Origin of the sequence: Burkholderia paludis (assembly GCF_000732615.1) — a bacterium.
GTDB lineage: Bacteria > Pseudomonadota > Gammaproteobacteria > Burkholderiales > Burkholderiaceae > Burkholderia > Burkholderia paludis.
In genome coordinates this window covers 1-20,366 of sequence record NZ_JPGL01000090.1, presented here as the reverse complement: position 1 = coordinate 20,366, position 20,366 = coordinate 1, and the positions used below count along the sequence as shown (strand labels likewise).

The 20,366-nt window shown below is 68.2% G+C and carries 17 protein-coding genes; 11 read left to right on the top strand and 6 right to left on the bottom strand.

All coding sequences use genetic code 11. The features are described from left to right. The first annotated feature begins 129 nt into the window (after positions 1-129). Together GQ56_RS0136215 and GQ56_RS0136205 are read left to right on the top strand one after the other, a co-directional pair. Positions 130-3,222, top strand: coding sequence for a transglycosylase domain-containing protein (locus GQ56_RS0136215; RefSeq protein ID WP_031403288.1), 3,093 nt, complete (start codon positions 130-132; stop codon positions 3,220-3,222). 316 nt (positions 3,223-3,538) lie between these two features. Next, positions 3,539-3,784 carry a DUF1272 domain-containing protein gene (locus tag GQ56_RS0136205; RefSeq protein ID WP_031403287.1) on the top strand — a complete coding sequence of 82 codons (246 nt, stop codon included), beginning with the start codon at positions 3,539-3,541 and terminating at the stop codon, positions 3,782-3,784. A gap of 15 nt (positions 3,785-3,799) precedes the next feature. On the opposite strand, the gene GQ56_RS0136200 is transcribed toward GQ56_RS0136205, so the two are convergent. Continuing rightward, positions 3,800-4,504, bottom strand: a complete 705-nt coding sequence (locus GQ56_RS0136200; RefSeq protein WP_031403286.1) for a FadR/GntR family transcriptional regulator — start codon at positions 4,502-4,504, stop codon at positions 3,800-3,802. Positions 4,505-4,626: 122 nt separating this feature from the next. Here GQ56_RS0136200 and dgoD point away from each other — a divergent pair, with 122 nt between their 5' ends. Further along, positions 4,627-5,775: a galactonate dehydratase gene (dgoD, locus tag GQ56_RS0136195; RefSeq protein WP_031403285.1), complete on the top strand. Its 1,149-nt coding sequence runs from the start codon at positions 4,627-4,629 to the stop codon at positions 5,773-5,775. A gap of 165 nt (positions 5,776-5,940) precedes the next feature. Here the strand turns inward: dgoD and GQ56_RS0136190 are convergent, their stop codons facing one another. Beyond that, on the bottom strand, positions 5,941-6,873 hold the full coding sequence (locus tag GQ56_RS0136190) for a CopD family protein (protein ID WP_031403284.1): 933 nt from the start codon (positions 6,871-6,873) through the stop codon (positions 5,941-5,943). Between the two features lie 376 nt (positions 6,874-7,249). Between GQ56_RS0136190 and GQ56_RS0136185 the strand changes: the two genes are divergently transcribed. From GQ56_RS0136185 to GQ56_RS0136175, 3 genes are all read left to right on the top strand, one after another. Then, positions 7,250-8,014, top strand: a complete 765-nt coding sequence (locus GQ56_RS0136185) for a c-type cytochrome (RefSeq protein ID WP_031403283.1) — start codon at positions 7,250-7,252, stop codon at positions 8,012-8,014. A gap of 19 nt (positions 8,015-8,033) precedes the next feature. Further along, positions 8,034-9,332 (top strand): c-type cytochrome, encoded by a 1,299-nt coding sequence (locus GQ56_RS0136180; protein ID WP_031403282.1) that lies wholly within the window; start codon positions 8,034-8,036, stop codon positions 9,330-9,332. Between the two features lie 127 nt (positions 9,333-9,459). Then, positions 9,460-10,887 carry a DEAD/DEAH box helicase gene (locus tag GQ56_RS0136175; protein ID WP_031403281.1) on the top strand — a complete coding sequence of 476 codons (1,428 nt, stop codon included), beginning with the start codon at positions 9,460-9,462 and terminating at the stop codon, positions 10,885-10,887. On the opposite strand, the gene GQ56_RS0136170 is transcribed toward GQ56_RS0136175, so the two are convergent. The 3 genes from GQ56_RS0136170 to GQ56_RS0136160 all read right to left on the bottom strand — a co-directional run bounded on the left by GQ56_RS0136170 (position 10,881) and on the right by GQ56_RS0136160 (position 14,260). Continuing rightward, on the bottom strand, positions 10,881-11,387 hold the full coding sequence (locus GQ56_RS0136170) for a hypothetical protein (protein WP_031403280.1): 507 nt from the start codon (positions 11,385-11,387) through the stop codon (positions 10,881-10,883). The genes GQ56_RS0136175 and GQ56_RS0136170 overlap by 7 nt on opposite strands. A 70-nt stretch (positions 11,388-11,457) precedes the next feature. Beyond that, the gene (locus GQ56_RS0136165) at positions 11,458-12,285 is read right to left on the bottom strand and encodes a ferritin-like domain-containing protein (protein ID WP_031403279.1); all 828 of its coding nucleotides are present in this window, start codon (positions 12,283-12,285) and stop codon (positions 11,458-11,460) included. A 334-nt stretch (positions 12,286-12,619) separates the two neighbouring features. After that, a complete protein-coding gene (locus GQ56_RS0136160; RefSeq protein ID WP_031403278.1) occupies positions 12,620-14,260 on the bottom strand; it encodes a gamma-glutamyltransferase family protein in 1,641 nt (546 codons plus the stop codon). A 222-nt stretch (positions 14,261-14,482) separates the two neighbouring features. Between GQ56_RS0136160 and GQ56_RS0136155 the strand changes: the two genes are divergently transcribed. After that, the gene (locus GQ56_RS0136155) at positions 14,483-15,262 is read left to right on the top strand and encodes a DeoR/GlpR family DNA-binding transcription regulator (RefSeq protein ID WP_006493999.1); all 780 of its coding nucleotides are present in this window, start codon (positions 14,483-14,485) and stop codon (positions 15,260-15,262) included. 303 nt (positions 15,263-15,565) lie between these two features. Then, positions 15,566-15,763 (top strand): hypothetical protein, encoded by a 198-nt coding sequence (locus tag GQ56_RS0136150; RefSeq protein ID WP_031403277.1) that lies wholly within the window; start codon positions 15,566-15,568, stop codon positions 15,761-15,763. A gap of 94 nt (positions 15,764-15,857) precedes the next feature. Here the strand turns inward: GQ56_RS0136150 and GQ56_RS0136145 are convergent, their stop codons facing one another. Next, entirely contained in the window at positions 15,858-16,226 is a 369-nt protein-coding gene (locus GQ56_RS0136145; RefSeq protein ID WP_031403276.1) for a hypothetical protein, read from the bottom strand. A 162-nt stretch (positions 16,227-16,388) separates the two neighbouring features. On the opposite strand from GQ56_RS0136145, the gene glpD reads away from it, so the two are divergent. The 3 genes from glpD (at position 16,389) to GQ56_RS0136130 (ending at position 20,318) form a co-directional block, all read left to right on the top strand. Beyond that, a complete protein-coding gene (glpD, locus tag GQ56_RS0136140; RefSeq protein ID WP_031403275.1) occupies positions 16,389-17,912 on the top strand; it encodes a glycerol-3-phosphate dehydrogenase in 1,524 nt (507 codons plus the stop codon). A gap of 105 nt (positions 17,913-18,017) precedes the next feature. After that, positions 18,018-19,520: a glycerol kinase GlpK gene (glpK, locus tag GQ56_RS0136135; protein WP_031403274.1), complete on the top strand. Its 1,503-nt coding sequence runs from the start codon at positions 18,018-18,020 to the stop codon at positions 19,518-19,520. Positions 19,521-19,601: 81 nt separating this feature from the next. Continuing rightward, the gene (locus GQ56_RS0136130) at positions 19,602-20,318 is read left to right on the top strand and encodes an MIP/aquaporin family protein (protein ID WP_031403273.1); all 717 of its coding nucleotides are present in this window, start codon (positions 19,602-19,604) and stop codon (positions 20,316-20,318) included. Positions 20,319-20,366 lie beyond the last annotated feature (48 nt).

The window sequence follows — 20,366 nt, the reverse complement described above, 5'->3', positions numbered from 1 at the left end:
ACGCATCGCGGGCACGCACGTTGCATCGGCGCATCTCGGTAGTGAACGCCCTTGGCAGCCCGCTGCGGAGGACTACACTAATCCTTAATGGGGTGCGGCCGGAGCCCGCGCCTTCAGGGAGACGCCGCCATGAATCGGCCGCTGAATCGTATCCTGCCGCGCGTGACCGGTCCCGTATCGGTCTGGACGTGGGTCAAGTGGTCTGTGCTCGCCGCACTGCTGATCGCGGTCGCGATCGTCGCTCGCCTCGTGCAGAGCGAGATCGAGACGTCCCGGCTGCAGGCGCACTACCTGTCGGAACTCACGCGCGACGTCGGCTACACGGTCGAGACGGGCCCGAGCGACCACATCCGCTTCCCCGCGAACGGCCCGTACGACCAGCGCCTCGGCTACGCGATGATTCCGGCATTCCAGGAACGGTTGCTCGCGCGCGGCTTCGTCGTCGGCAGGCAGGCCCGCGATTCGCAGCGGATGCTGTCGCTGGGCGAGCGCGGGCTGTTCCTCCCGTTCGACGAGAAGGACCAGGCCGGCCTGATGCTGTTCGACTCGACCGGCGCGCCGCTGTTCTCGACCGTGTTCCCGCAGCGGGTCTATGCCGATTTCGACGCCGTGCCGCACGTGGTCGCCGATTCGCTGCTGTTCATCGAGGATCGCTACCTGCTCGACGGGAACGAACCGAACCGCAACCCGGCGATCGACTGGGGGCGTTTCAGCCGCGCGCTCGCCGACCAGGCGCTGCACGTGGTCAACCGCCACCAGGCGCGCCCGGGCGGCAGCACGCTCGCGACGCAGATCGAGAAGTTCCGCCATTCGCCCGAGGGCCGTACCGCGACGCCGCCCGAGAAACTGCGGCAGATCGCGTCCGCGTCGGTCCGCGCGTACCTGAACGGCCCGCAGACGATGGCCGCGCGCCGCACCATCGTCGTGCGCTACCTGAACTCGGTGCCGCTCGCCGCGCGGCCGCACATCGGCGAAATCACCGGCATCGGCGACGGCCTGGCCGCCTGGTACGGCCGCAACCTCGACGACGTGAACCGCATCCTGTCCGCGCCGACGACCGGCGACAACGTCGACGAACAGGGCAGGACGTTCCGCGAAGTGCTGTCGCTGATCATCGCGCAGCGCGCACCGTCGTACTTCCTCAATCGCGGCTATCCGGCGCTGCAGCGGCTGACCGACAGCTACCTGCGGTTGCTGTCGAACGGCGGCGTGATCTCGCCCGCGCTGCGCGACGCCGCGCTCGCCGCGCAGATCGAGCGCAGCGCGCCGCCAGCCGCCGCGCACGTGCAGTCGTTCGTGTCGCGCAAGGCCGTGACGTCCGCGCGCGCATCGCTGCTGGCGGCGCTCGGCATCGGCGACCTGTACCAGCTCGACCAGCTCGACCTGCAGGCCACCAGCACGCTCGACAACGGCGTGCAGCAGGCGGTCGCCGAACGGCTCGCGCAGGCGTCGACGCGCGACGGCGCGCAGGCGGCCGGCCTGTACGGGTTCGAGATGCTCGCGCCGCAGGACGACCCGTCGCACCTCACGTACAGCTTCACGCTGTACGAGCGCCGCAACGGCGCGAACCTGCTGCGCGTGCAGACCGACAGCGTGAACGAACCGTTCGACGTCAATCGCGGCGGCCGCATCAACCTCGGCTCGACCGCGAAACTGCGCACGCTGATCACGTACCTGCAGATCGTCTCCGACCTGCATGCGCGCTATGCGAACCTGTCGAACGCGGAGCTTGCGCGCGTGAAGCCCGACCCGCTCGACGGGCTGTCGCGCTGGGCGCTCGACTACCTGTCGCACACGAACGACCGCTCGCTGCAGGCGATGCTCGACGCGGCCGTCGAACGCAAGTATTCGGCAAGCCCCGACGTGTTCTACACGGGCGGCGGCGCGCAGGTGTTCTCGAACTTCGAAAAATCGGACAACGGCCGCATCATGACGCTGCACACGGCGTTCGAGCATTCGGTCAACCTGGTGTTCGTCCGGCTGATGCGCGACATCGTCCACTACGAGACGCTGGAGGCGGCCGGCCCGTCGTCGTCGTGGCTCGGCGATCCCGAGCAGCGCCGCCGCTATCTGCAGCAGTTCGTCGACGGCGAAAGCCAGGTCTACGTGAAGCGCTATTACACGCGCTATGCGGACAAGGCGCCCGACGACGCGCTCGCGCTGATGCTGCGCGACGTGCGCAAGTCGCCGCCGAAGATCGCGACGGTGCTGCGCAGCGTCGCGCCGAACGAATCGCTCGCCTGGTTCGACGCGCAGATGCGTGCGCAGCTGAAAGGCACGCCGGCCGCGACGCTGTCCGACGACGATCTCGCCGCGCTCTACGCGAAATACGCGATCGACCGCTTCAACCTCAACGACCGCGGCTATATCGCGAGCGTGCACCCGCTCGCGCTGTGGACGCTCAACTACCTGCGCGCGCACCCGGGCGCGTCGCTTGCCGACGTCCAGCGCGACAGCCGCGACGTGCGTTTCTACACGTACTCGTGGCTGTACAAGACGCGCTATCACGCGACCCAGGACCGCCGCATCCGCCGCATGGTCGAGCTGCGCGCATACGCGGAGATCACGAAGTCGTGGCGCGCGCTCGGCTACCCGTTCGCGGAAGTCACGCCCTCCTATGCGGCCGCGATCGGCGCATCGGGCGACCAGCCCGACGCCCTCGCGAAACTGATCGGCCTGATCGCGAACGGCGGCCAGAAGGCGCCGACCGAAACGATCACGCGGCTCGATTTCGCGAAGGGCACGCCGTACGAAACGCGCTTCGTGCGTGCGGCCCCGCAACCGCAGCCGATGCTGTCGCCGGAAATCGTCAACGTGGCGCACACGCTGCTGCGCGACGTCGTGCTCGACGGCACCGCGCGCCGCCTCGCGGGCGGGTTCACGCTGCCCGACGGCAAGACGCTCGACGTGTACGGCAAGACGGGTACGGGCGACCAGCGCTTCAACGTCTATGCACGCGGCGCGCGGCTGATCGAATCGCGCAAGGTGAACCGCAGCGGCACGTTCGTGTTCGTGCTCGGCGACCGGTTCTTCGGGGTCCTGACGGCAACCGCGCACGAACCGTATGCCGCGCGCTACGACTTCACGAGCGCGATGGCCGTGCAGTTGCTGAAATCCATGGCGCCGGCGCTGGCGCCGCTGATCGAACGCCCGGCCGAGGCCCGCACGCACGCGGCAGACCCTGCGCCGCAGCCGGAGGCGGCTTCGGCGCAACCGTCCTGATCGCCGTGCATCCGTTCGCGCGGCGATGCGCCGTTCGGTGCGAGCGGCCGCCGGTGTGCATGTCGGGCAACGTATCGAAGCCGATATCCTCGATGCGACGTACGTCGCTCGCGGACATCGCCGCACCGTTCGGATCGACGTCGCCGCCACTCGGACGATTCCCGCAGCGCGCGCACACGCGATGCCCGTTCAAATACGGCGGCATCCGGGCGAAACACCGTTGGCCGGGGCCGCCCGAACGCGTACAGTAGCGCTCGCCTGCGCCGCGTGCGATATCCGGCGGCGCCCGCCCCTCCCCCGACCGAGGAAAACCGTCATGCTCGAACTGCGCCCCGGCTGCGAATGCTGCGACAAGGACCTGCCGCCCGATTCGACGGAGGCCCGCATCTGTACGTTCGAGTGCACGTTCTGTGCGAGCTGCGCCGACGACGTGCTGAAAGGCCGCTGCCCGAACTGCGGAGGCGACCTGGTCGTACGGCCCCGGCGGCCGGCGAGCCTGCTCGCGAAATACCCGGCATCGAAGGAACGGATCCGCAAGCCGGGGGGCTGCGCGAACGCCTGACGGCGTTCCGCCGCGTCACGACATCTCGATCCGCGCGCGCGTCACCGCCAGCAGGGCCGCCATCGCGCGGCGCGCGCCGTCTTCGTCGCGCGCGCGGATCGCGTCGCCCACGGCCACGTGCTCGGCAAGCGACGCATTGTAGACATCCGCGCGGCGCGCATTCAGATGCAGTTGCGCTTCGAGCGTGCGGTCGATCAGCGCGCCGAGCGGCACCAGCAGCTCGTTGCCGCCGGCCTCGAGCACGCCCAGGTGAAAGCGCAGGTCGGCGCGCACCCATTCGTCGACGTTGCGCGCGGCGGCCATCGCGCGCGCCGCGCCGTCGATCGCGCCGAGGGTTTCCGGCGTATGCGCGCGCGCGGCAAGCGCGGCCGCGTACGGCTCGATCATCTCGCGCATCTCCTGCAGCTTGAGCGCGAACGCGAGCGGCGGCGCGACACGCGCGTACCAGTCGAGCAGGTCGGCGTCGAGCAGATTCCACGCGCGGCGCGGCCGTACCCGCGTGCCGACCTTGGGCCGCGACTCGACGAGCCCCTTCGACGTGAGCGTGCGCAGCGCCTCGCGCATCACCGTGCGGCTCACGCCGTACATCTCCATCAGGTCGGGTTCTCTCGGCAACAGCGATTCGGGCGGATAGTCGCCGCGCAGGATCGCCGTCGCCAGCTGGAACGCCGTCTGTCCATGCAGGTCGCGTTGAATGATCGTTCTCCGTTGAGCCGGCATGCCGGCGTGCCCACTATCTGCACAATAATGCTATTAATACTATTTTTTAACGGGCTACGCTAGGATAACCGCGAAAGCACGCGACCGAGCGCCCGCGCCGGTCAATCCTGGAGACTCGCGTCATGAAAATCACCCGCCTCGAAACCTTCGTCGTCCCGCCGCGCTGGCTGTTCCTCAAGATTGAAACCGACGAAGGCATCGTCGGCTGGGGCGAGCCGATCGTCGAAGGTCGCGCGCACACGGTCGAGGCCGCCGTGCAGGAACTGGCCGACTACCTCGTCGGCCGCGATCCGCTGCTGATCGAGGATCACTGGCAGGTGATGTACCGCGCCGGCTTCTACCGCGGCGGCCCGATCACGATGAGCGCGATCGCGGGCGTCGACCAGGCGCTGTGGGACATCAAGGGCAAGCATCACGGCGTGCCCGTGCATGCGCTGCTCGGCGGCCAGGTGCGCGATCGCATCAAGGTGTATTCGTGGATCGGCGGTGACCGGCCGAGCGACGTCGCGAACAACGCACGCGCGGTCGTCGAGCGCGGCTTCAAGGCCGTGAAGATGAACGGCTCCGAGGAACTGCAGATCGTCGACACCTACGACAAGGTCGAGCAGGTGATCGCGAACGTCGCGGCCGTGCGCGACGCGGTGGGCCCGCACGTCGGGATCGGCGTGGACTTCCACGGCCGCGTGCACAAGCCGATGGCGAAGGTGCTCGCGAAGGAGCTCGACCCGTACAGGCTGATGTTCATCGAGGAGCCGGTGCTGTCGGAAAACGCCGAGGCGCTGCGCGACATCGTCAACCAGACCGACACGCCGATCGCGCTCGGCGAACGGCTGTACTCGCGCTGGGACTTCAAGCACATCCTCGCGGGCGGCTACGTGGACATCATCCAGCCCGACGCGTCGCACGCGGGCGGCATCACCGAGTGCCGCAAGATCGCCACGCTCGCGGAAAGCTACGACGTCGCGCTCGCGCTGCACTGCCCGCTCGGCCCGATCGCGCTCGCCGCGTGCCTGCAGCTCGATGCGGTCAGCTACAACGCGTTCATCCAGGAACAGAGCCTCGGCATCCACTACAACCAGGGCAACGACCTGCTCGACTACCTGCGCAACCCCGAGGTGTTTCGCTACGAGGACGGTTTCGTCGCGATCCCGCAGGGCCCGGGGCTCGGTATCGACGTCAACGAGGAGCGGGTGCGCGAGATGGCGAAGACGGGCCACCGCTGGCGCAACCCGGTGTGGCGCCACTCGGACGGCAGCGTCGCCGAGTGGTGAGCGCGATGCGCATCGCGCGCGGCCGCGGCCCGCGCGGCATGCGCGGCATGCATCGATTCGGGAACGCCCGCGCGACAGCCTGCCGTTCCCGCCTGCGCGGCGCGCCGCCCGGTGCCTGCCGGGCGCGCGTCGGCCGCCCGGCGTCGCGGCGCGCGCATCCCGCCGTCAGCCGAGCGCCGCGAACCCCGGCACGGTGAACGACAGCACGGCGGCCGCGACGAACACGCCGATCATCATCAGCGCCTCGAGATGCAGGATGTTGCGGAACGTGTGCGCATCCTCGGTCGACGCGGTGCGGCGCAGGCGCGGCAGCGCCGAGAAGCGGTTCAGGCCGCCGAGCACGAGCGCGAGCGCGACCAGCAGCAGCTTCAGCAGCAACACGCGCCCCCACGTACTGCCGTCGAGCGGCGCAAGCGAGCCGCCGAGCCCGCGCAACGCATTGAGCACGCCGGTGCCGAGCACGAAGACGAGCGCGACGACCGACGTGCGCGACAGGTGCTGGGCGATCCGGATCAGCGCGCCGCGCGCGACCGACGCACCCAGCACCGGCAGCACCGCGAGCCCGCCCGCGAGCACGAGGCCGCCCCATACGGCCGTCGCGAGCAGGTGCAGCGTCTGCACGCCGACCGCCGCCGACAGCGCGCCCGTATCGGCCGCATGGCCGAGCGAGGCCTTGCCGCCCGCGATCACGATTACCGCGAGCCACAGCAACGCGTGCTCGACGGGACCGTCCGGCTTCGCCAGTGCGACGAGCGCGAGCACCACGGCGCCGCCGAACGCGACGCTCCATGCGAAGCCCGTGTGCGTCTGCATCAGCATGACGGGGATCGCGGCGAACCCGCCGCCGAGCCCCGCGCCGCTCATCGCCGCGGCCTCGTAGAGCAGCCAGCCGAGATCCGCGAGCACGAGCGCCAGCGCCGCCGCGACCAGCGAATGTTGCGCGCGCAGCCACGCGGGATGCGACGGCGCGACGGCCGGCCGCGCGCCGTCCTTGCCGAGCCACGCCTTGAGCAGCGCCGAGCCGACCGCCATCGCGAACGCGGCGTCCATCAGTGCCGCAAGCGCGACCTGACCGATCCACAAGCTGTCGAACTTCATCGCGCGCACCCTCCCGGCAACGGCAGGCCGGCAGCGCGGCGGCGACGGGACGGACGGCATGAAGCGGGCAACGGCACGGTAGAAAACGTCATCGATGAATCCGGAAACGGGGGAAACGACTGGACCTGCGGCGGAGGCGGCGCCGCGCGACCCGCGAGTGTACGGTCTTCGATGGTGAAAACGCACGCCGGTTCACACGGCCGCGACACAGGGCGCGTCAAATTGTCGCAAGTCGCAAACCAGCAGGAACCGATGTCCTTTTGTCAAATAGCCGTCATTACCCATCGATGATAGAATGCCGCGTCGCAGCAGCCCGGCTGCCTTGCCGTCATGCGCCGAGCCGACCGTAGCCCGGACAGGTCCCCGTCGAATAAACATGGAGTCTCGTGTGTCTTCAAGACGCCTCTTCCGTCCGCTGCTCGCCGTTCTCATGATCGGCGGCGCGGGCCTTATGAGCGCTGCCCAAGCGCAGACCAAGCCCACGGAGCAAGCGCACGCCCAGCAGGCGCCGCTCAAGGCACCCGATACCATGGCCGAGCGCGTGCGCGGCTGTACGGCCTGCCACGGCGTCCATGGCCAAGGCACGGACAACGACTACTTCCCGCGGCTTGCCGGCAAGCCGGCCGAGTACCTGTACAACCAGCTCGTCAACTTCCGCGACGGCCGGCGCAAGTACCCGCCGATGAACTACCTGCTGACGTACCTCAGCGACGACTACCTGCGCGAGATGGCGGAGCACTTCTCGGCCGAACGCCCGCCGTACCCGACGCCGGCGAAGCCGACGCTGCCGGCCGCGACGCTCGCGCGCGGCAAGCAGCTCGTCACGCAAGGCGACCCGTCCCGCAAGCTGCCGGCCTGCGTGGCCTGCCACGGCGCGACGCTGACCGGCATGCAGCCGGCGATCCCGGGCCTGGTCGGCCTGCACGCCGATTACCTGAGCGCGCAGATCGGTGCATGGCGCTCGGGCAACCGCCACGCGAAGGCGCCCGATTGCATGCACGACGTCGCAGCGAAGCTTTCCGATGAAGACGTGACGGCCGTGACCGCATGGCTCGCCGCGCAACCGGCGCCCGCCAACCCCGTGCCGGCTCCGGCGCGTTCGATGAAGACTCCGCTCGCCTGCGGCAGCGAACCGCAATAAGGCAAGGGAGACAGACACAATGAAACGCAAGTCCCTGTTTGCACTCTCGGCCGTCGCGATCGTCGCGGCTGCCGCTCTCGTGCCGGTCCTGTGGCCGGGCAACGACACGCTGCACGGCGCTTCCGCCGTCGCGGCCACGCCGGCCGACCAGGCGGCGCTGATCAAGAAGGGCGAATATCTCGCGCGCGTCGGCGACTGTATCGCGTGCCACACCGTGCGCGGCGGCAAGTCGTTCGCGGGCGGCCTGCCGATGGCGACGCCGTTCGGCACGATGTACACGCCGAACATCACGCCGGACGACAAGGACGGCATCGGCAAGTGGACGTCGGACGACTTCTACCGCGCGATGCACACCGGCCGTTCGAAGGACGGCAGCCTGCTCTACCCGGGTTTCCCGTTCGCAAGCTACACGAAGGTCACGCGCGCCGATTCGGACGCGATCTACGCGTACCTGCGCTCGGTCGCGCCGGTGTCGGTGCCGAGCCGTCCGCATGAACTGAAGTTCCCGTTCAACAACCGCAACCTGCTGATCGGCTGGCGCACGCTGTTCTTCAAGGAAGGCGAATACAAGCCGGATCCGACCAAGTCGGTCGAATGGAACCGCGGCGCGTACCTCGTCGAAGGCCTCGGCCACTGCTCGATGTGCCACACGTCGATCAACATGATGGGCGGCCCGGTCAGCTCGGCAGCGTTCGCGGGCGGCCTGATCCCGCTGCAGAACTGGTATGCGCCGTCGCTGACGAACGACAAGGAACTCGGCCTCGGCGACTGGCACGTGCAGGAGCTGTCCGACCTGCTGCAGGCCGGCGTGTCGAACAAGGGCGCGGTGTTCGGCCCGATGGCCGACGTCGTGCACAACAGCCTGCAGTACATGAGCGACGAAGATACGCGCGCGATGTCGACGTACCTGAAGTCGATCCCGCAGAAGGCTGAAGCGCCGAAGAACATGCAGTACGAGCCGTCGAAGCAGTTCGGCAACGCGCTGTTCGACCAGGGCAAGAAGATCTACGCGGACAACTGCGCGACCTGCCACGCCGAAAGCGGCGCGGGCAAGCCGCCGTCCTATCCGCCGCTCGCGGGCAACCACTCGATCATGATGGAATCGGCGGTCAACCCGATCCGCATGGTGCTGAATGGCGGCTATCCGCCGAGCACGTTCAAGAATCCGCGTCCGTACGGGATGCCGCCGTTCGCACAGTCGCTGTCGAACCAGGAAGTGGCGGCGGTTGTCACGTATATCCGGATGTCGTGGGGTAACAACGGTACGCCGATCTCGCCGCAACAGGTGAGCGATCTGCGTTCCGCGCCGCTCGACTAAGAAGCGGCGAACACAAACGGGGCGCGGCTGCGGGAAACCGCGGCCGCGCCCTTTTGCATTTTGCGATGTCACCTCCCGCGCGGGCCGCGCGAGACGTCGCTGATCATAAAACTGAAGAGTGGTATCTATGTCTTTTGAATCTCTCGGCTTGGCCGAACCGCTGGTCAAGGCGGTCAACGAGCTCGGCTACACGTCGCCGACCCCGATCCAGCAACAGGCGATCCCGGCCGTCCTCGGCGGTGGCGACCTGCTCGCCGGCGCGCAGACGGGCACCGGCAAGACCGCCGGCTTCACGCTGCCGATCCTGCAGCGCCTGCACACGTTCTACAGCGAACATCGCGGCGCGAAGCGCGCGGTGCGCGCGCTGATCCTCACGCCGACGCGCGAGCTCGCCGCACAGGTCGAGGAAAGCGTGCGCGCGTACAGCAAATACCTGAAGCTGCGCTCGGCGGTGATGTTCGGCGGCGTCAGCATCAATCCGCAGATCGACGCGCTCAAGCGCGGCGTCGACATCGTCGTCGCCACGCCGGGCCGCCTGCTCGATCACATGCAGCAGAAAACGATCGACCTGTCGGATCTCGACATCCTCGTGCTCGACGAAGCCGACCGGATGCTCGACATGGGCTTCATCCACGACATCAAGCGCGTGCTCGCGAAGCTGCCGCCACAGCGCCAGAACCTGCTGTTCTCGGCCACCTTCTCCGATGAAATCAAGGCGCTCGCCGACAGCCTGCTCGATTCGCCCGCGCTGATCGAGGTCGCACGCCGCAACACGACGGCCGAAAGCGTCGCGCAGAAGATCCACCCGGTCGACCGCGACCGCAAGCGCGAACTGCTCACGCATCTGATCCGCGAACACAACTGGTTCCAGGTGCTCGTGTTCACGCGCACCAAGCACGGCGCGAACCGGCTCGCCGAACAGTTGACGAAGGACGGCATCAGCGCGATGGCGATCCACGGCAACAAGAGCCAGTCGGCCCGCACGCGCGCGCTGGCGGAGTTCAAGAACAGCACGCTGCAGGTGCTCGTCGCGACCGATATCGCCGCGCGCGGGATCGACATCGACCAGTTGCCGCACGTCGTCAACTTCGACCTGCCGAACGTGCCGGAAGACTACGTGCACCGGATCGGCCGCACGGGCCGCGCGGGCGCGACCGGCGAAGCCGTGTCGCTCGTGTGCGTCGACGAGAAGCAGCTGCTGCGCGACATCGAGCGGCTGATCAAGCGCGAGATCCCGCAGGAAGTGATCGCGGGCTTCGAACCCGATCCGAACGTGAAGCCGGAGCCGATCCAGCAGCGTCGCGGCCAGCAGCCGCGCAGCGGCGGCGGCGGTGGTGGTGGTGGTGGCGGCGGCAATCGCCAGCCGCGCGCGGGCGGGTCAGGCCAACCGGCTGCGAAGCGCAACGGCAACGCGCAACCGAAGGCTGCGCAGCAGAAAGCCGCGAAGCCACGCACGCAAGGCGGCGCCGGCGGCAACGCTGCGCGCCCGGCGAACGGCAACGCCGCGCACCCGAACCGCAACCGTTCGTCGCGCAGCGGCCAGCGCGGTCACTGAAGCCGCGCGGCCGCGCGCCGCAGGTGCTCGACCTGGCGCTGCCAGCGTGCGAGCACCGCGGCGCGGTCCCCTTCCAGCGTGAACGTGACGCCGGTCGCGAGACGCGCATAGCCGACCCGCTGCGCATCGCCGTGCGCGATCGTCGCGGCGAATCCGGCCAGCCCGCCGAAATCGCCTTCGAGCGGCGCCATCTTCAGTTGCGCCTGCAGGAACGCGCCGTCCGCGACGAGCGTCAACGCGGCCGTACGCCGTTGCGCGATCGCGCGCGCCGCGCGCGACTGCGGCCATAGCGCCAGCAGCAGCGTGCGCGCGTCGTGCGCATAGATCTCGCCGACGCCGAGCAGCGTCGTGCGCAACTGCCCGTCGTCGGTCGCGACGATCAGCGATGCGGCGAGGTCGGCATGACGCTCGAGCGCGGTGCCGTCGAAGCACGACACGACGGCCGGCGGCCACGCGTCGAACGTCCATTGTTCGAGTGCGTGGCGATGGGTATCGGTCATGATGGCGTGGCCCGGGTGAAAAGCGGACGAAGCCGCCGCGGCATGCGCGCGGCCGGCCGCGCCGCGGCGATCAGCGCAGGAACACGTGCCGCGTGATCTTCGTGAGCGGATAGTGCAAGCCCGGCTGGATCTTCGCGGGCAGGTCGAGCGGCTTGAGCAGCATCTTCACGCACATGTCGGCCGACAGGTTGCGGCGCACGAGCGAATTGATGCGCGCGGCGCGCTCGCGGTTGTACTGGCTGTCGCCGATGCGATCCGGATAGCGGACGGCGAACACGTGGCGCAACGCGATCTCCGAGTCCTCGTTCTTGATTTCCATCACCCGGCGCATCAGCGCGCCGAGCACCGCGAGCCGGCCGTTGCCTTCGAGCTGGTTGTACTTCTTGAAGAACTTGAAGAAGTGCTTGTAATGACGCACTTCGTCCGAGCGGATGTTGTCGGTGATTTCCTTCAGCACGGGCTCGTCGGAGCATTCGTTGATCGCGCGATAGAGCGTGGCCGTGCCGGTCTCGACCACGCAGCGTGCGACCATCTCGAGCGCACGGGTCTTTTCGAACGCCTCGACCGAGCAGGTCTTCGAATACTCGGCGAAGAAATTCGCGAAGGCGGTATCCCAGTCGAACTCGGGCCACACGTGCGCGATGTACGCCTTCAGCGCGCGGCCATGCTGCAATTCTTCGTGCTCCCATGCATTGTTGAGCCATGCGGAGACTTCCGGATCGTCGTTGAAGAACTGGCTCAGATTGCTCGTGTAGAGATCCGAGCCGCTTTCGATGAACGACGACGCGCACAACAGCAGCAACAGATCCTCGTTCGCGGCGGCACGCTGACGATCGATCCGGTTCAGGTCGATGTCCTCGATTCGCCACGGCATGACATGCGTGGTTTTCGTGTCCATGGTGGTGCGCTCCCAGTCGTCGCGCGGGGGCCGGCCCATGCCTTCGGCACAGGCGCGAGCCGTCCCGCAGGCGGCGTTCTGCTTCGTTTATATAGTGAATCGGTCCGGCCGAACCATCCCGGCATCTTAGCCGGACTTTGCGGTTCGTGCTCCAGAGCACTGACCATACCCGACAGGCGCAGTTCCACGGCGTCTGTTGCCGTTCGTTAGATGAGTCCTTCGAACCGCTTTCGCCGGCTCCGCGATTTCGGCCGCGCCAAACGAAACGGGCGGCCACCCGGCCGCCCGTGAAACGCACGCAATAGCGAACCGCGCGACCGGCCGCGGCGCGCCGTCAGAAGCCGGCCGCCAGACCGTCGCGCCGGCTGTCGCTCGCGGCCACGTAGCCGCGCTCGCGATCGTCCCGGTCGAGACGCCAGATGAACTGCCCCGAACCGAAATCCATGTAAGGATCGTCGATCGACTTGATCGCATGGCCGCGTGCGGCAAGCGCGTCGACGGTCGCGCGATTCATCGTCGCCTCGACGTCGAGCGTGAAGTCGCGGTTGACCTTCCAGCGCGGCGCATCGCAGGCGGCCTGCGGTTGCTGCCCATGGCCGAGCATCCGCACGATGGTCTGCAGGTGGCCTTGCGGCTGCATGTCGCCGCCCATCACGCCGAAGCTCATCACGGCCTCGGTGCGGCCGTCGACCTCCTCGGTGACGAATGCCGGGATGATCGTGTGGAACGGCCGCTTGCCGCCCGCGACGACGTTCGGCGACGCCGGGTCCATCGAGAAGCCGTGGCCGCGGTTCTGCAGCGCGATGCCGGTGCCGGGCACGACGAGCCCCGAGCCGAAGCCCATGTAGTTCGACTGGATGAAGCTCACCATCATCCCGCGCTCGTCGGCCGCCGTCAGGTAGACCGTGCCGCCCGAATGCGGCCGGCCGGGGCCGAAGTGCGTCGCGCGCGCGGGATCGATCTGCTTCGCGCGTTCGGCGAGATAGCCGTCGTCGAGCATCGCCGCGGGCGTGACGTCCATCGCGCGCGGATCGGCCACGTAACGGTAGACGTCGGCGAACGCGAGCTTCATCGCCTCGATCTGCAGGTGCTGCGATTCGACCGAATCGAGCGGCCAGTCGGTCACGCCCGCATGCTCGGCGATTCCGAGCGCGATCAGCGCGGCGATGCCCTGCCCGCTCGGCGGCATCTCGTGCACCGTGTGACGGCCGAAGCGCCTGCCGATCGGCTCGACCCATTCCGGCCGGTAGGCGTGAAGGTCCGCCGCGGTCATCGCGCCGCCGCCGTCGCGCGCGAACGCGACGATGCGCTCGGCGAGCGCGCCCTCGTAGAACGCGCGGGCGCCGTCCTTCGCGAGCGCGCGCAGCGTCTGCACATGACCGGGCAGGCACACGCGTTCGCCGACCTGCGGCGCACGGCCGCGCGGCATGAAGGTCTCCGCGAAACCCGGCAGCCCCTGCAGCTCGGGCACGGCGGCGGCCCACTTGTGCGCGACGATCGGCGGCACCGCATAGCCGCGCTCCGCGATCTCGATCGCCGGCTCGAGCAGGTCGGCGAACGGCAAGGATCCGAACTTCGCATGCAGCGCCTCCCAGCCCGCGATCACGCCCGGCACGGTGACGGTGTCCCAGCCGCGCTTCGGCTTGTTCGCGATGCCGTGCGCATCCGTGCCGTGGCGCTTGCGGAAATAGTCGGGATTCCATGCGGCCGGCGCGCCGCCCGACGCGTTCAGCCCGGACAGACGCTCGCCGTCCCACACGAGCGCGAACGCGTCGCCGCCCAGCCCGCACGACACGGGTTCGACGACCGTGATCGCGGCGGCTGCCGCCAGCGCGGCATCGACCGCGTTGCCGCCCTTCCACAGCATCCGCAGCCCGGCCTGCGCGGCGAGCGGGTGCGACGTCGACACGACATTGCGCGCGAACACCGGAATGCGGGTCGTCGGATACGGGTTGTGCCAGTTGAAGCCAGTCATCGGTTCCACCTCGTCGAAAGCTGAATGAACGCGCCGGACGCGCGCCCGCATGCGCGGACAATCCGCCATTGCAGCGCGACCGACAAGATCGCACAAGTTCATTTATTAAATGAATCCATGCGGTTTTCGCATGAATACCGGGCGGCCGAACCGGCGAGGCCGGCCGAACGCCGTTACCGCCCTTACAATACCCGCTCCGTCTCACGACACGACCATCGAGCCATGACCCGAGATCCCCGCCTCACCCTCAACGCGCGCCAGCAGGAATTGCTCGAATGGGTGCAGCGCGACGGCTTCGTGACCGTCGACGATCTCGCCGCGCACTTCGCGGTGACGCCGCAGACGATCCGCCGCGACGTGAACTGGCTCGCCGACCTCAACCTGCTGCGCCGCTATCACGGCGGCGCAAGCCTGCCGACCAGTTCGGAGAACGTGTCGTACACGGCGCGCCAGCGGATGTTCCACGACGAGAAGCGGCGCATCGCGGCGCTCGCGGCGTCGCACATCCCCGACCAGGCGTCGCTGTTCATCAACCTCGGCACGACCACCGAGGAAGTCGCGCGTGCGCTGAACCGCCACCACGGGCTGCACGTGATCACGAACAACCTGAACGTCGCCTCGATGATGAGCGGCTACCCCGACTGCGAGGTGCTGATCACCGGCGGCATCGTCCGCCCGTGGGACAAGGGCATCGTCGGCGAACTCGCGATCGACTTCATCCGCCAGTTCAAGGTCGACTACGCGATCATCGGCACGTCGGCGATCGAGGCCGACGGCACGCTGCGCGATTTCGACACGCGCGAGGTACGCGTCGCCGAGGCGATCATGCAGCATGCGCGCACGGTCTACCTCGTGACCGACCATTCGAAGGTCGGCCGTCCCGCGCTGGTGCGCCAGGGGCACCTGAGCCAGGTGCACGCGCTGTTCACCGACAAGCCGCTGCCGCCCGAGATGGCCGACACGGTGGCGGCCGCCGGCACCCAGGTATACGTCGCGGAATGACGCCGCCGATGCTGCGGCGCACCCAAAACCTCAAGTGAAATCAAGAAGTTGGCGGCGCGGCTGGACCGCTTGCACGCGGCCCGGCTGTCAATCGGAAAATTAACGGGGCACGATTTGTCGTTGCCCGTGCGCTCGACTAGACTCCAGTTCCCCGGCCCGTTCGGCCGTTCCGCCTGTGCCAGGGCGCGGACGAACAGCACGGCCGGCGAATGCAGCTTTTCCCCCCAAGCCATACCCCCACGGGTATCGCGCACCGGCCTTCGCGCCGGCGGCGCGGGCTGACTGGTCGCCATGGAGAGAACGATGCTGAGTCCGCATGAATTCGCCACGCTATTGCTTGTGAAGGACGCGCCCGATCAAACCAACATGGATCGGGACGAGATCGACGCACTGCTCGAACAGCAGCTCGTTCGCCTGGAAGGGCTCGGATCGGGGCGCAAATACTGCGTGACCGAAACCGGCGACGCCGCGCTGCGATCCATCAAATTCCGCTATTCGTAACGCCTCGCCGGTTCCGGACTGACTCGGCCGTGCCGCCCGGATTCCGGGCCGCGCGGCTGCCTCCGCTTGTCCTGCCGGCCCGCCGGGGCCCGCGTCAGCCGCCGCGCAGCGTCGGATCGACCGCCGCCCGCCAGCTCACGGCCTGCGCGCGCGCGCCGTTGAAATACGCGATCCAGCCGGCGCGCGACGCCGCGTCGGGCGCCGCATAGCGCGTCGAAAGTTCGTTTACGAACGCACAATAGTTCGCGTCGGACAGCCCGCGATACCGTTTCGCCACGTACGCGTCGTACAGCGTCGAGTACACCGGCTGCGCGTCCGCGCCCCAGTCGCGCAGCGTGCCGCCGCACGACGTCTGCAGGTCGACGAACGACGGCGCCCGCCAGTTGCCGGCGAGCGGCGGCACGCCGGCGCTGCACCCGGCCAGAAGGACGGCGCACACGCCGGCCCACATCCCAATACGCATGATTCACCTCGCGAAACGGTCGATTCCGCCAGTATCGTCCGGGATCGTGCCGCGCGCTACTGGCCCCGCTTTTTCGAACTTTACTTTTTCGATTCCGTTCGTTAAATTTCGAATCCGAACATTTCGTGTTCGCCAACTTCCATCAGACGATAAGGACAGCAGGTGACCCAACCGAATCGCTACGATCTGCTCGTCGTCGGCGGCGGCATCAATGGCGCGGGGATCGCGCGCGATGCGGCCGGCCGCGGCCTGTCGGTCATGCTCTGCGAGCAGGACGACCTCGCGTCGCACACGTCGTCGTCCAGCACGAAGCTGATTCACGGCGGCCTGCGCTATCTCGAATACAACGAGTTCGGACTCGTGCGCAAGGCGCTGCAGGAGCGCGAGACGCTGCTGCGCGCGGCGCCGCACATCATGTGGCCGCTGCGTTTCGTGATGCCGCACATGCCGAACCTGCGGCCGGCCTGGCTGATCCGCATCGGCCTGTTCCTCTACGACCACCTTGCGAAACGCGAACTGCTGCCCGGCTCGCGCGGCATCGACATGCGCCGCCATGCGGCCGGCGCGCCGCTGATCGACTCGATCAAGCGCGGCTTCGTGTACTCGGACGGCTGGGTCGACGACGCCCGCCTCGTCGTGCTGAACGCGATGGATGCGAAGGAGCGCGGCGCCGAGATCCTGACGCGCACGAAGCTCGTCTCCGCCGAACGCCGCGGCGACGAGTGGGAGGCGCGGCTGCAGCACGCCGACGGTTCGATCCGCGTCGTGCATGCGCGCGCGATCGCGAACGCGGCCGGCCCGTGGGTCGGCGAGGTGCTGCACGGTGCGCTCGGCCGCGGCGCCCATCACAGCGTGCGGCTCGTGAAGGGCAGCCACATCATCACGCGCCGCCTGTTCGATCACGATCACGCGTACATCTTCCAGAACCCGGACAAGCGGATCATCTTCGCGATTCCGTACGAGCACGACTTCACGCTGATCGGCACGACCGACGTCGAATACACGAACGATCCCGCGAAGGTCGCGATCGATCGCGACGAGACGCAGTACCTGTGCGACTCGATCAACCGCTACTTCAAGCGCAAGATCTCGCCGGCCGACGTGCACTGGACCTATTCGGGCGTGCGCCCGCTGCTCGAGGACGAGAACGCGGCGAACGCATCGGCCGTCACGCGCGACTATCGCCTCGAGATGGACGACGGCGCGGGCGCCCCGCTGCTGTCGGTCTTCGGCGGCAAGATCACGACGTTCCGCAAGCTTGCCGAAGAAGCCGGCGACATGCTGTGCCGTGCGCTCGGCCGCGACGCGAAGACCTGGACGGCGGGCGTGCCGCTGCCCGGCGGCGACATCGCGAACGCGAAATTCGACGGGTTCGCCGGCGCATTCGCGAAACGCCACCCGTGGCTGCCGGCCGCACTCGCGCGCCGCTATGCGCGCGCCTACGGCACGCGCGCGGAGCGCGTGATCGACGGCGCGAAGTCGCTCGCCGATCTCGGCGCGGAAATCGCGCCGGGCATCCACGACGCCGAACTGCGCTACCTGCGCGACGCCGAATGGGCGACCTGCGCGCAGGACGTGCTGTGGCGCCGCTCGAAGCTCGGCCTGCACGTCGCGCCGGGTACGCTCGACGCCGTGACCGCCGCGGTCGACGCGTGGTTCGCCGCCGCGCACGCGCCGCACGCCTGACCCGAATGCAGTTGCAGTTGCCGTACCGACGTTGACTCACCGACGCGCCGCCCCACATGCGGCGCGCATCACAACTAAGCCAATCCACGGATGGAGATGAGAGACATGCAGGACCAGTACATCCTCGCGCTTGACCAGGGCACCACGAGTTCCCGCGCGATGCTGTTCGATCGCCAGGGCAATATCGTATCGATCGCCCAGAAGGAATTCGAACAGATCTACCCGCAACCCGGCTGGGTCGAGCACGACCCGCAGGAAATCTGGTCGACGCAAGCCGGCGTCGCCGCAGAAGCCGTCACCCGCACGGGCCTGAACGGCACGTCGATCGCCGCGATCGGCATCACCAACCAGCGCGAGACGACGATCGTCTGGGATCGCGAGACGGGCCAGCCCGTCTACAACGCGATCGTCTGGCAGGATCGCCGCACGGCCGATTTCTGCGATTCGCTGAAGGCGCAGGGGCTCGAGGCGAAGGTGCGCGCGAAGACCGGCCTGCCGATCGACTCGTACTTCTCCGGGACGAAGATCCGCTGGATCCTCGACAACGTCCCCGGCGCGCGCGACAAGGCGCGTCAGGGCAAGCTCGCGTTCGGCACCGTCGACAGCTGGCTCGTGTGGAACTTCACGAAGCACGAACTGCACGTGACCGACGTGACGAATGCATCGCGCACGATGCTGTTCAACATCCATACGCGCGAGTGGGACAGCGAACTGCTCGAGCTGCTCGACATCCCGCGCAGCATGCTGCCGGAAGTGAAGGCGTCGTCGGAAATCTACGGCCACACGAAGACCACCGTATTCGCGTCGAAGATCCCGCTCGCGGGCATCGCCGGCGACCAGCAGGCAGCGCTGTTCGGCCAGATGTGCACGCAGTCGGGCATGGTGAAGAACACCTACGGCACCGGCTGCTTCCTGATGATGAACACCGGCGACAAGCCGATCGAGTCGAAGAACAACCTCGTCACGACGATCGCATGGCAGATCGGCGACAACGTGCAGTACGCGCTGGAAGGCAGCATCTTCATCGCGGGCGCGGTCGTGCAGTGGTTGCGCGACGGGGTCGGCATCATCAAGTCGGCCGCCGAGATCGAGGCGCTCGCGGCAAGCGTGCCGCATACCGACGGCGTCTATCTCGTGCCCGCGTTCGCCGGCCTCGGCGCACCGCACTGGAACGCGCGGGCGCGCGGCTCGGTGTTCGGCGTCACGCGCGGCACGACCTCCGCGCACCTCGCCCGCGCGGCGCTCGATTCGATCGCCTACCAGTCGCTCGACGTGCTGGCCGCGATGGAAGCCGATTCGGGCATCAGCATCGGCGAGCTGCGCGTCGACGGCGGCGCGAGCGCGAACGACCTGCTGATGCAGTTCCAGGCCGACCTGCTCGGCGTCGACGCGGTGCGGCCGCAGATCACCGAGACGACCGCGCTCGGCGCGGCCTACCTCGCGGGTCTCGCGATCGGCTACTGGAAGAATCTCGACGAAGTGCGCAACCAGTGGCAGCTCGATCGCCGCTTCTCGCCGTCGATGCCGAAGGACCAGGTCGAGCGCTGCATGGCCGGCTGGCAGCGTGCGGTCCGCGCCGCGAAGGCGTGGGCCGACGACACCCAGTAACCACCGGAACCCCGGACGCAATACAACAACACCGGCGGACCGCGCGATGCGCGAGTCCGCCGTGACATACGAGAGACAACCATGTCACCTTATATTGCAGAATTCATCGGCGCCGCCATCCTCATGCTGCTCGGCAACGGCGCGGTCGCGAACGTGCTGCTCGCCAAGACCAAGGGCAACGGCGCGGACCTGATCGTGATCGTGTGGGGCTGGGCGATGGCCGTATTCGTCGCCGTCTACGTGACCGCGCCGTTCAGCGGCGCGCACCTGAACCCGGTCGTCACGATCAGCCTCGCGCTCGCCGGCAAGTTCGCGTGGTCGAAAGTCGGCGGCTACATCCTCGCGCAGATGCTCGGCGGGATGGCCGGCTCGCTGCTGGTGTGGCTCGCGTATCGCCAGCACTTCGCCAAGGAAGTCAATCCGGACCTGAAGCTCGCCGTGTTCTGCACGGCGCCCGCGATCCGCAGCGTCACGCACAACCTGCTGACCGAAGCGATCTGCACGTTCGTGCTGATCCTCGGCGTGCTGTATCTCGCGGCGCCGCAGGTCGGCCTCGGCGCGCTCGACGCGCTGCCCGTCGGCCTGCTCGTGCTCGGCATCGGCATCTCGCTCGGCGGCGCGACCGGCTATGCGATGAGCCCCGCACGCGACCTGTCGCCGCGCATCATGCACGCGCTGCTGCCGATCCCCGGCAAGCGCGACAGCGACTGGCGCTACGCATGGGTGCCCGTCGTCGGCCCGCTGCTCGGCGGCGCCGCGGCGGCCGGACTGTATCTGCACCTGCATACGACGATCTGATCGCGATCTGACCCAGGCGCGCGGCGACCCCGCCGCGCGCTTCCCGCA

What these genes read in the sequence shown, in the direction of transcription:
- GQ56_RS0136215 (WP_031403288.1), top strand. Translation starts at nt 130, where the DNA reads ATGAATCGGCCGCTGAATCGTATCCTGCCGCGCGTGACCGGTCCCGTA.
- GQ56_RS0136205 (WP_031403287.1), top strand. Translation starts at nt 3,539, where the DNA reads ATGCTCGAACTGCGCCCCGGCTGCGAATGCTGCGACAAGGACCTGCCG.
- GQ56_RS0136200 (WP_031403286.1), bottom strand. Translation starts at nt 4,504, where the DNA reads ATGCCGGCTCAACGGAGAACGATCATTCAACGCGACCTGCATGGACAG.
- dgoD (WP_031403285.1), top strand. Translation starts at nt 4,627, where the DNA reads ATGAAAATCACCCGCCTCGAAACCTTCGTCGTCCCGCCGCGCTGGCTG.
- GQ56_RS0136190 (WP_031403284.1), bottom strand. Translation starts at nt 6,873, where the DNA reads ATGAAGTTCGACAGCTTGTGGATCGGTCAGGTCGCGCTTGCGGCACTG.
- GQ56_RS0136185 (WP_031403283.1), top strand. Translation starts at nt 7,250, where the DNA reads ATGGAGTCTCGTGTGTCTTCAAGACGCCTCTTCCGTCCGCTGCTCGCC.
- GQ56_RS0136180 (WP_031403282.1), top strand. Translation starts at nt 8,034, where the DNA reads ATGAAACGCAAGTCCCTGTTTGCACTCTCGGCCGTCGCGATCGTCGCG.
- GQ56_RS0136175 (WP_031403281.1), top strand. Translation starts at nt 9,460, where the DNA reads ATGTCTTTTGAATCTCTCGGCTTGGCCGAACCGCTGGTCAAGGCGGTC.
- GQ56_RS0136170 (WP_031403280.1), bottom strand. Translation starts at nt 11,387, where the DNA reads ATGACCGATACCCATCGCCACGCACTCGAACAATGGACGTTCGACGCG.
- GQ56_RS0136165 (WP_031403279.1), bottom strand. Translation starts at nt 12,285, where the DNA reads ATGGACACGAAAACCACGCATGTCATGCCGTGGCGAATCGAGGACATC.
- GQ56_RS0136160 (WP_031403278.1), bottom strand. Translation starts at nt 14,260, where the DNA reads ATGACTGGCTTCAACTGGCACAACCCGTATCCGACGACCCGCATTCCG.
- GQ56_RS0136155 (WP_006493999.1), top strand. Translation starts at nt 14,483, where the DNA reads ATGACCCGAGATCCCCGCCTCACCCTCAACGCGCGCCAGCAGGAATTG.
- GQ56_RS0136150 (WP_031403277.1), top strand. Translation starts at nt 15,566, where the DNA reads ATGCTGAGTCCGCATGAATTCGCCACGCTATTGCTTGTGAAGGACGCG.
- GQ56_RS0136145 (WP_031403276.1), bottom strand. Translation starts at nt 16,226, where the DNA reads ATGCGTATTGGGATGTGGGCCGGCGTGTGCGCCGTCCTTCTGGCCGGG.
- glpK (WP_031403274.1), top strand. Translation starts at nt 18,018, where the DNA reads ATGCAGGACCAGTACATCCTCGCGCTTGACCAGGGCACCACGAGTTCC.
- GQ56_RS0136130 (WP_031403273.1), top strand. Translation starts at nt 19,602, where the DNA reads ATGTCACCTTATATTGCAGAATTCATCGGCGCCGCCATCCTCATGCTG.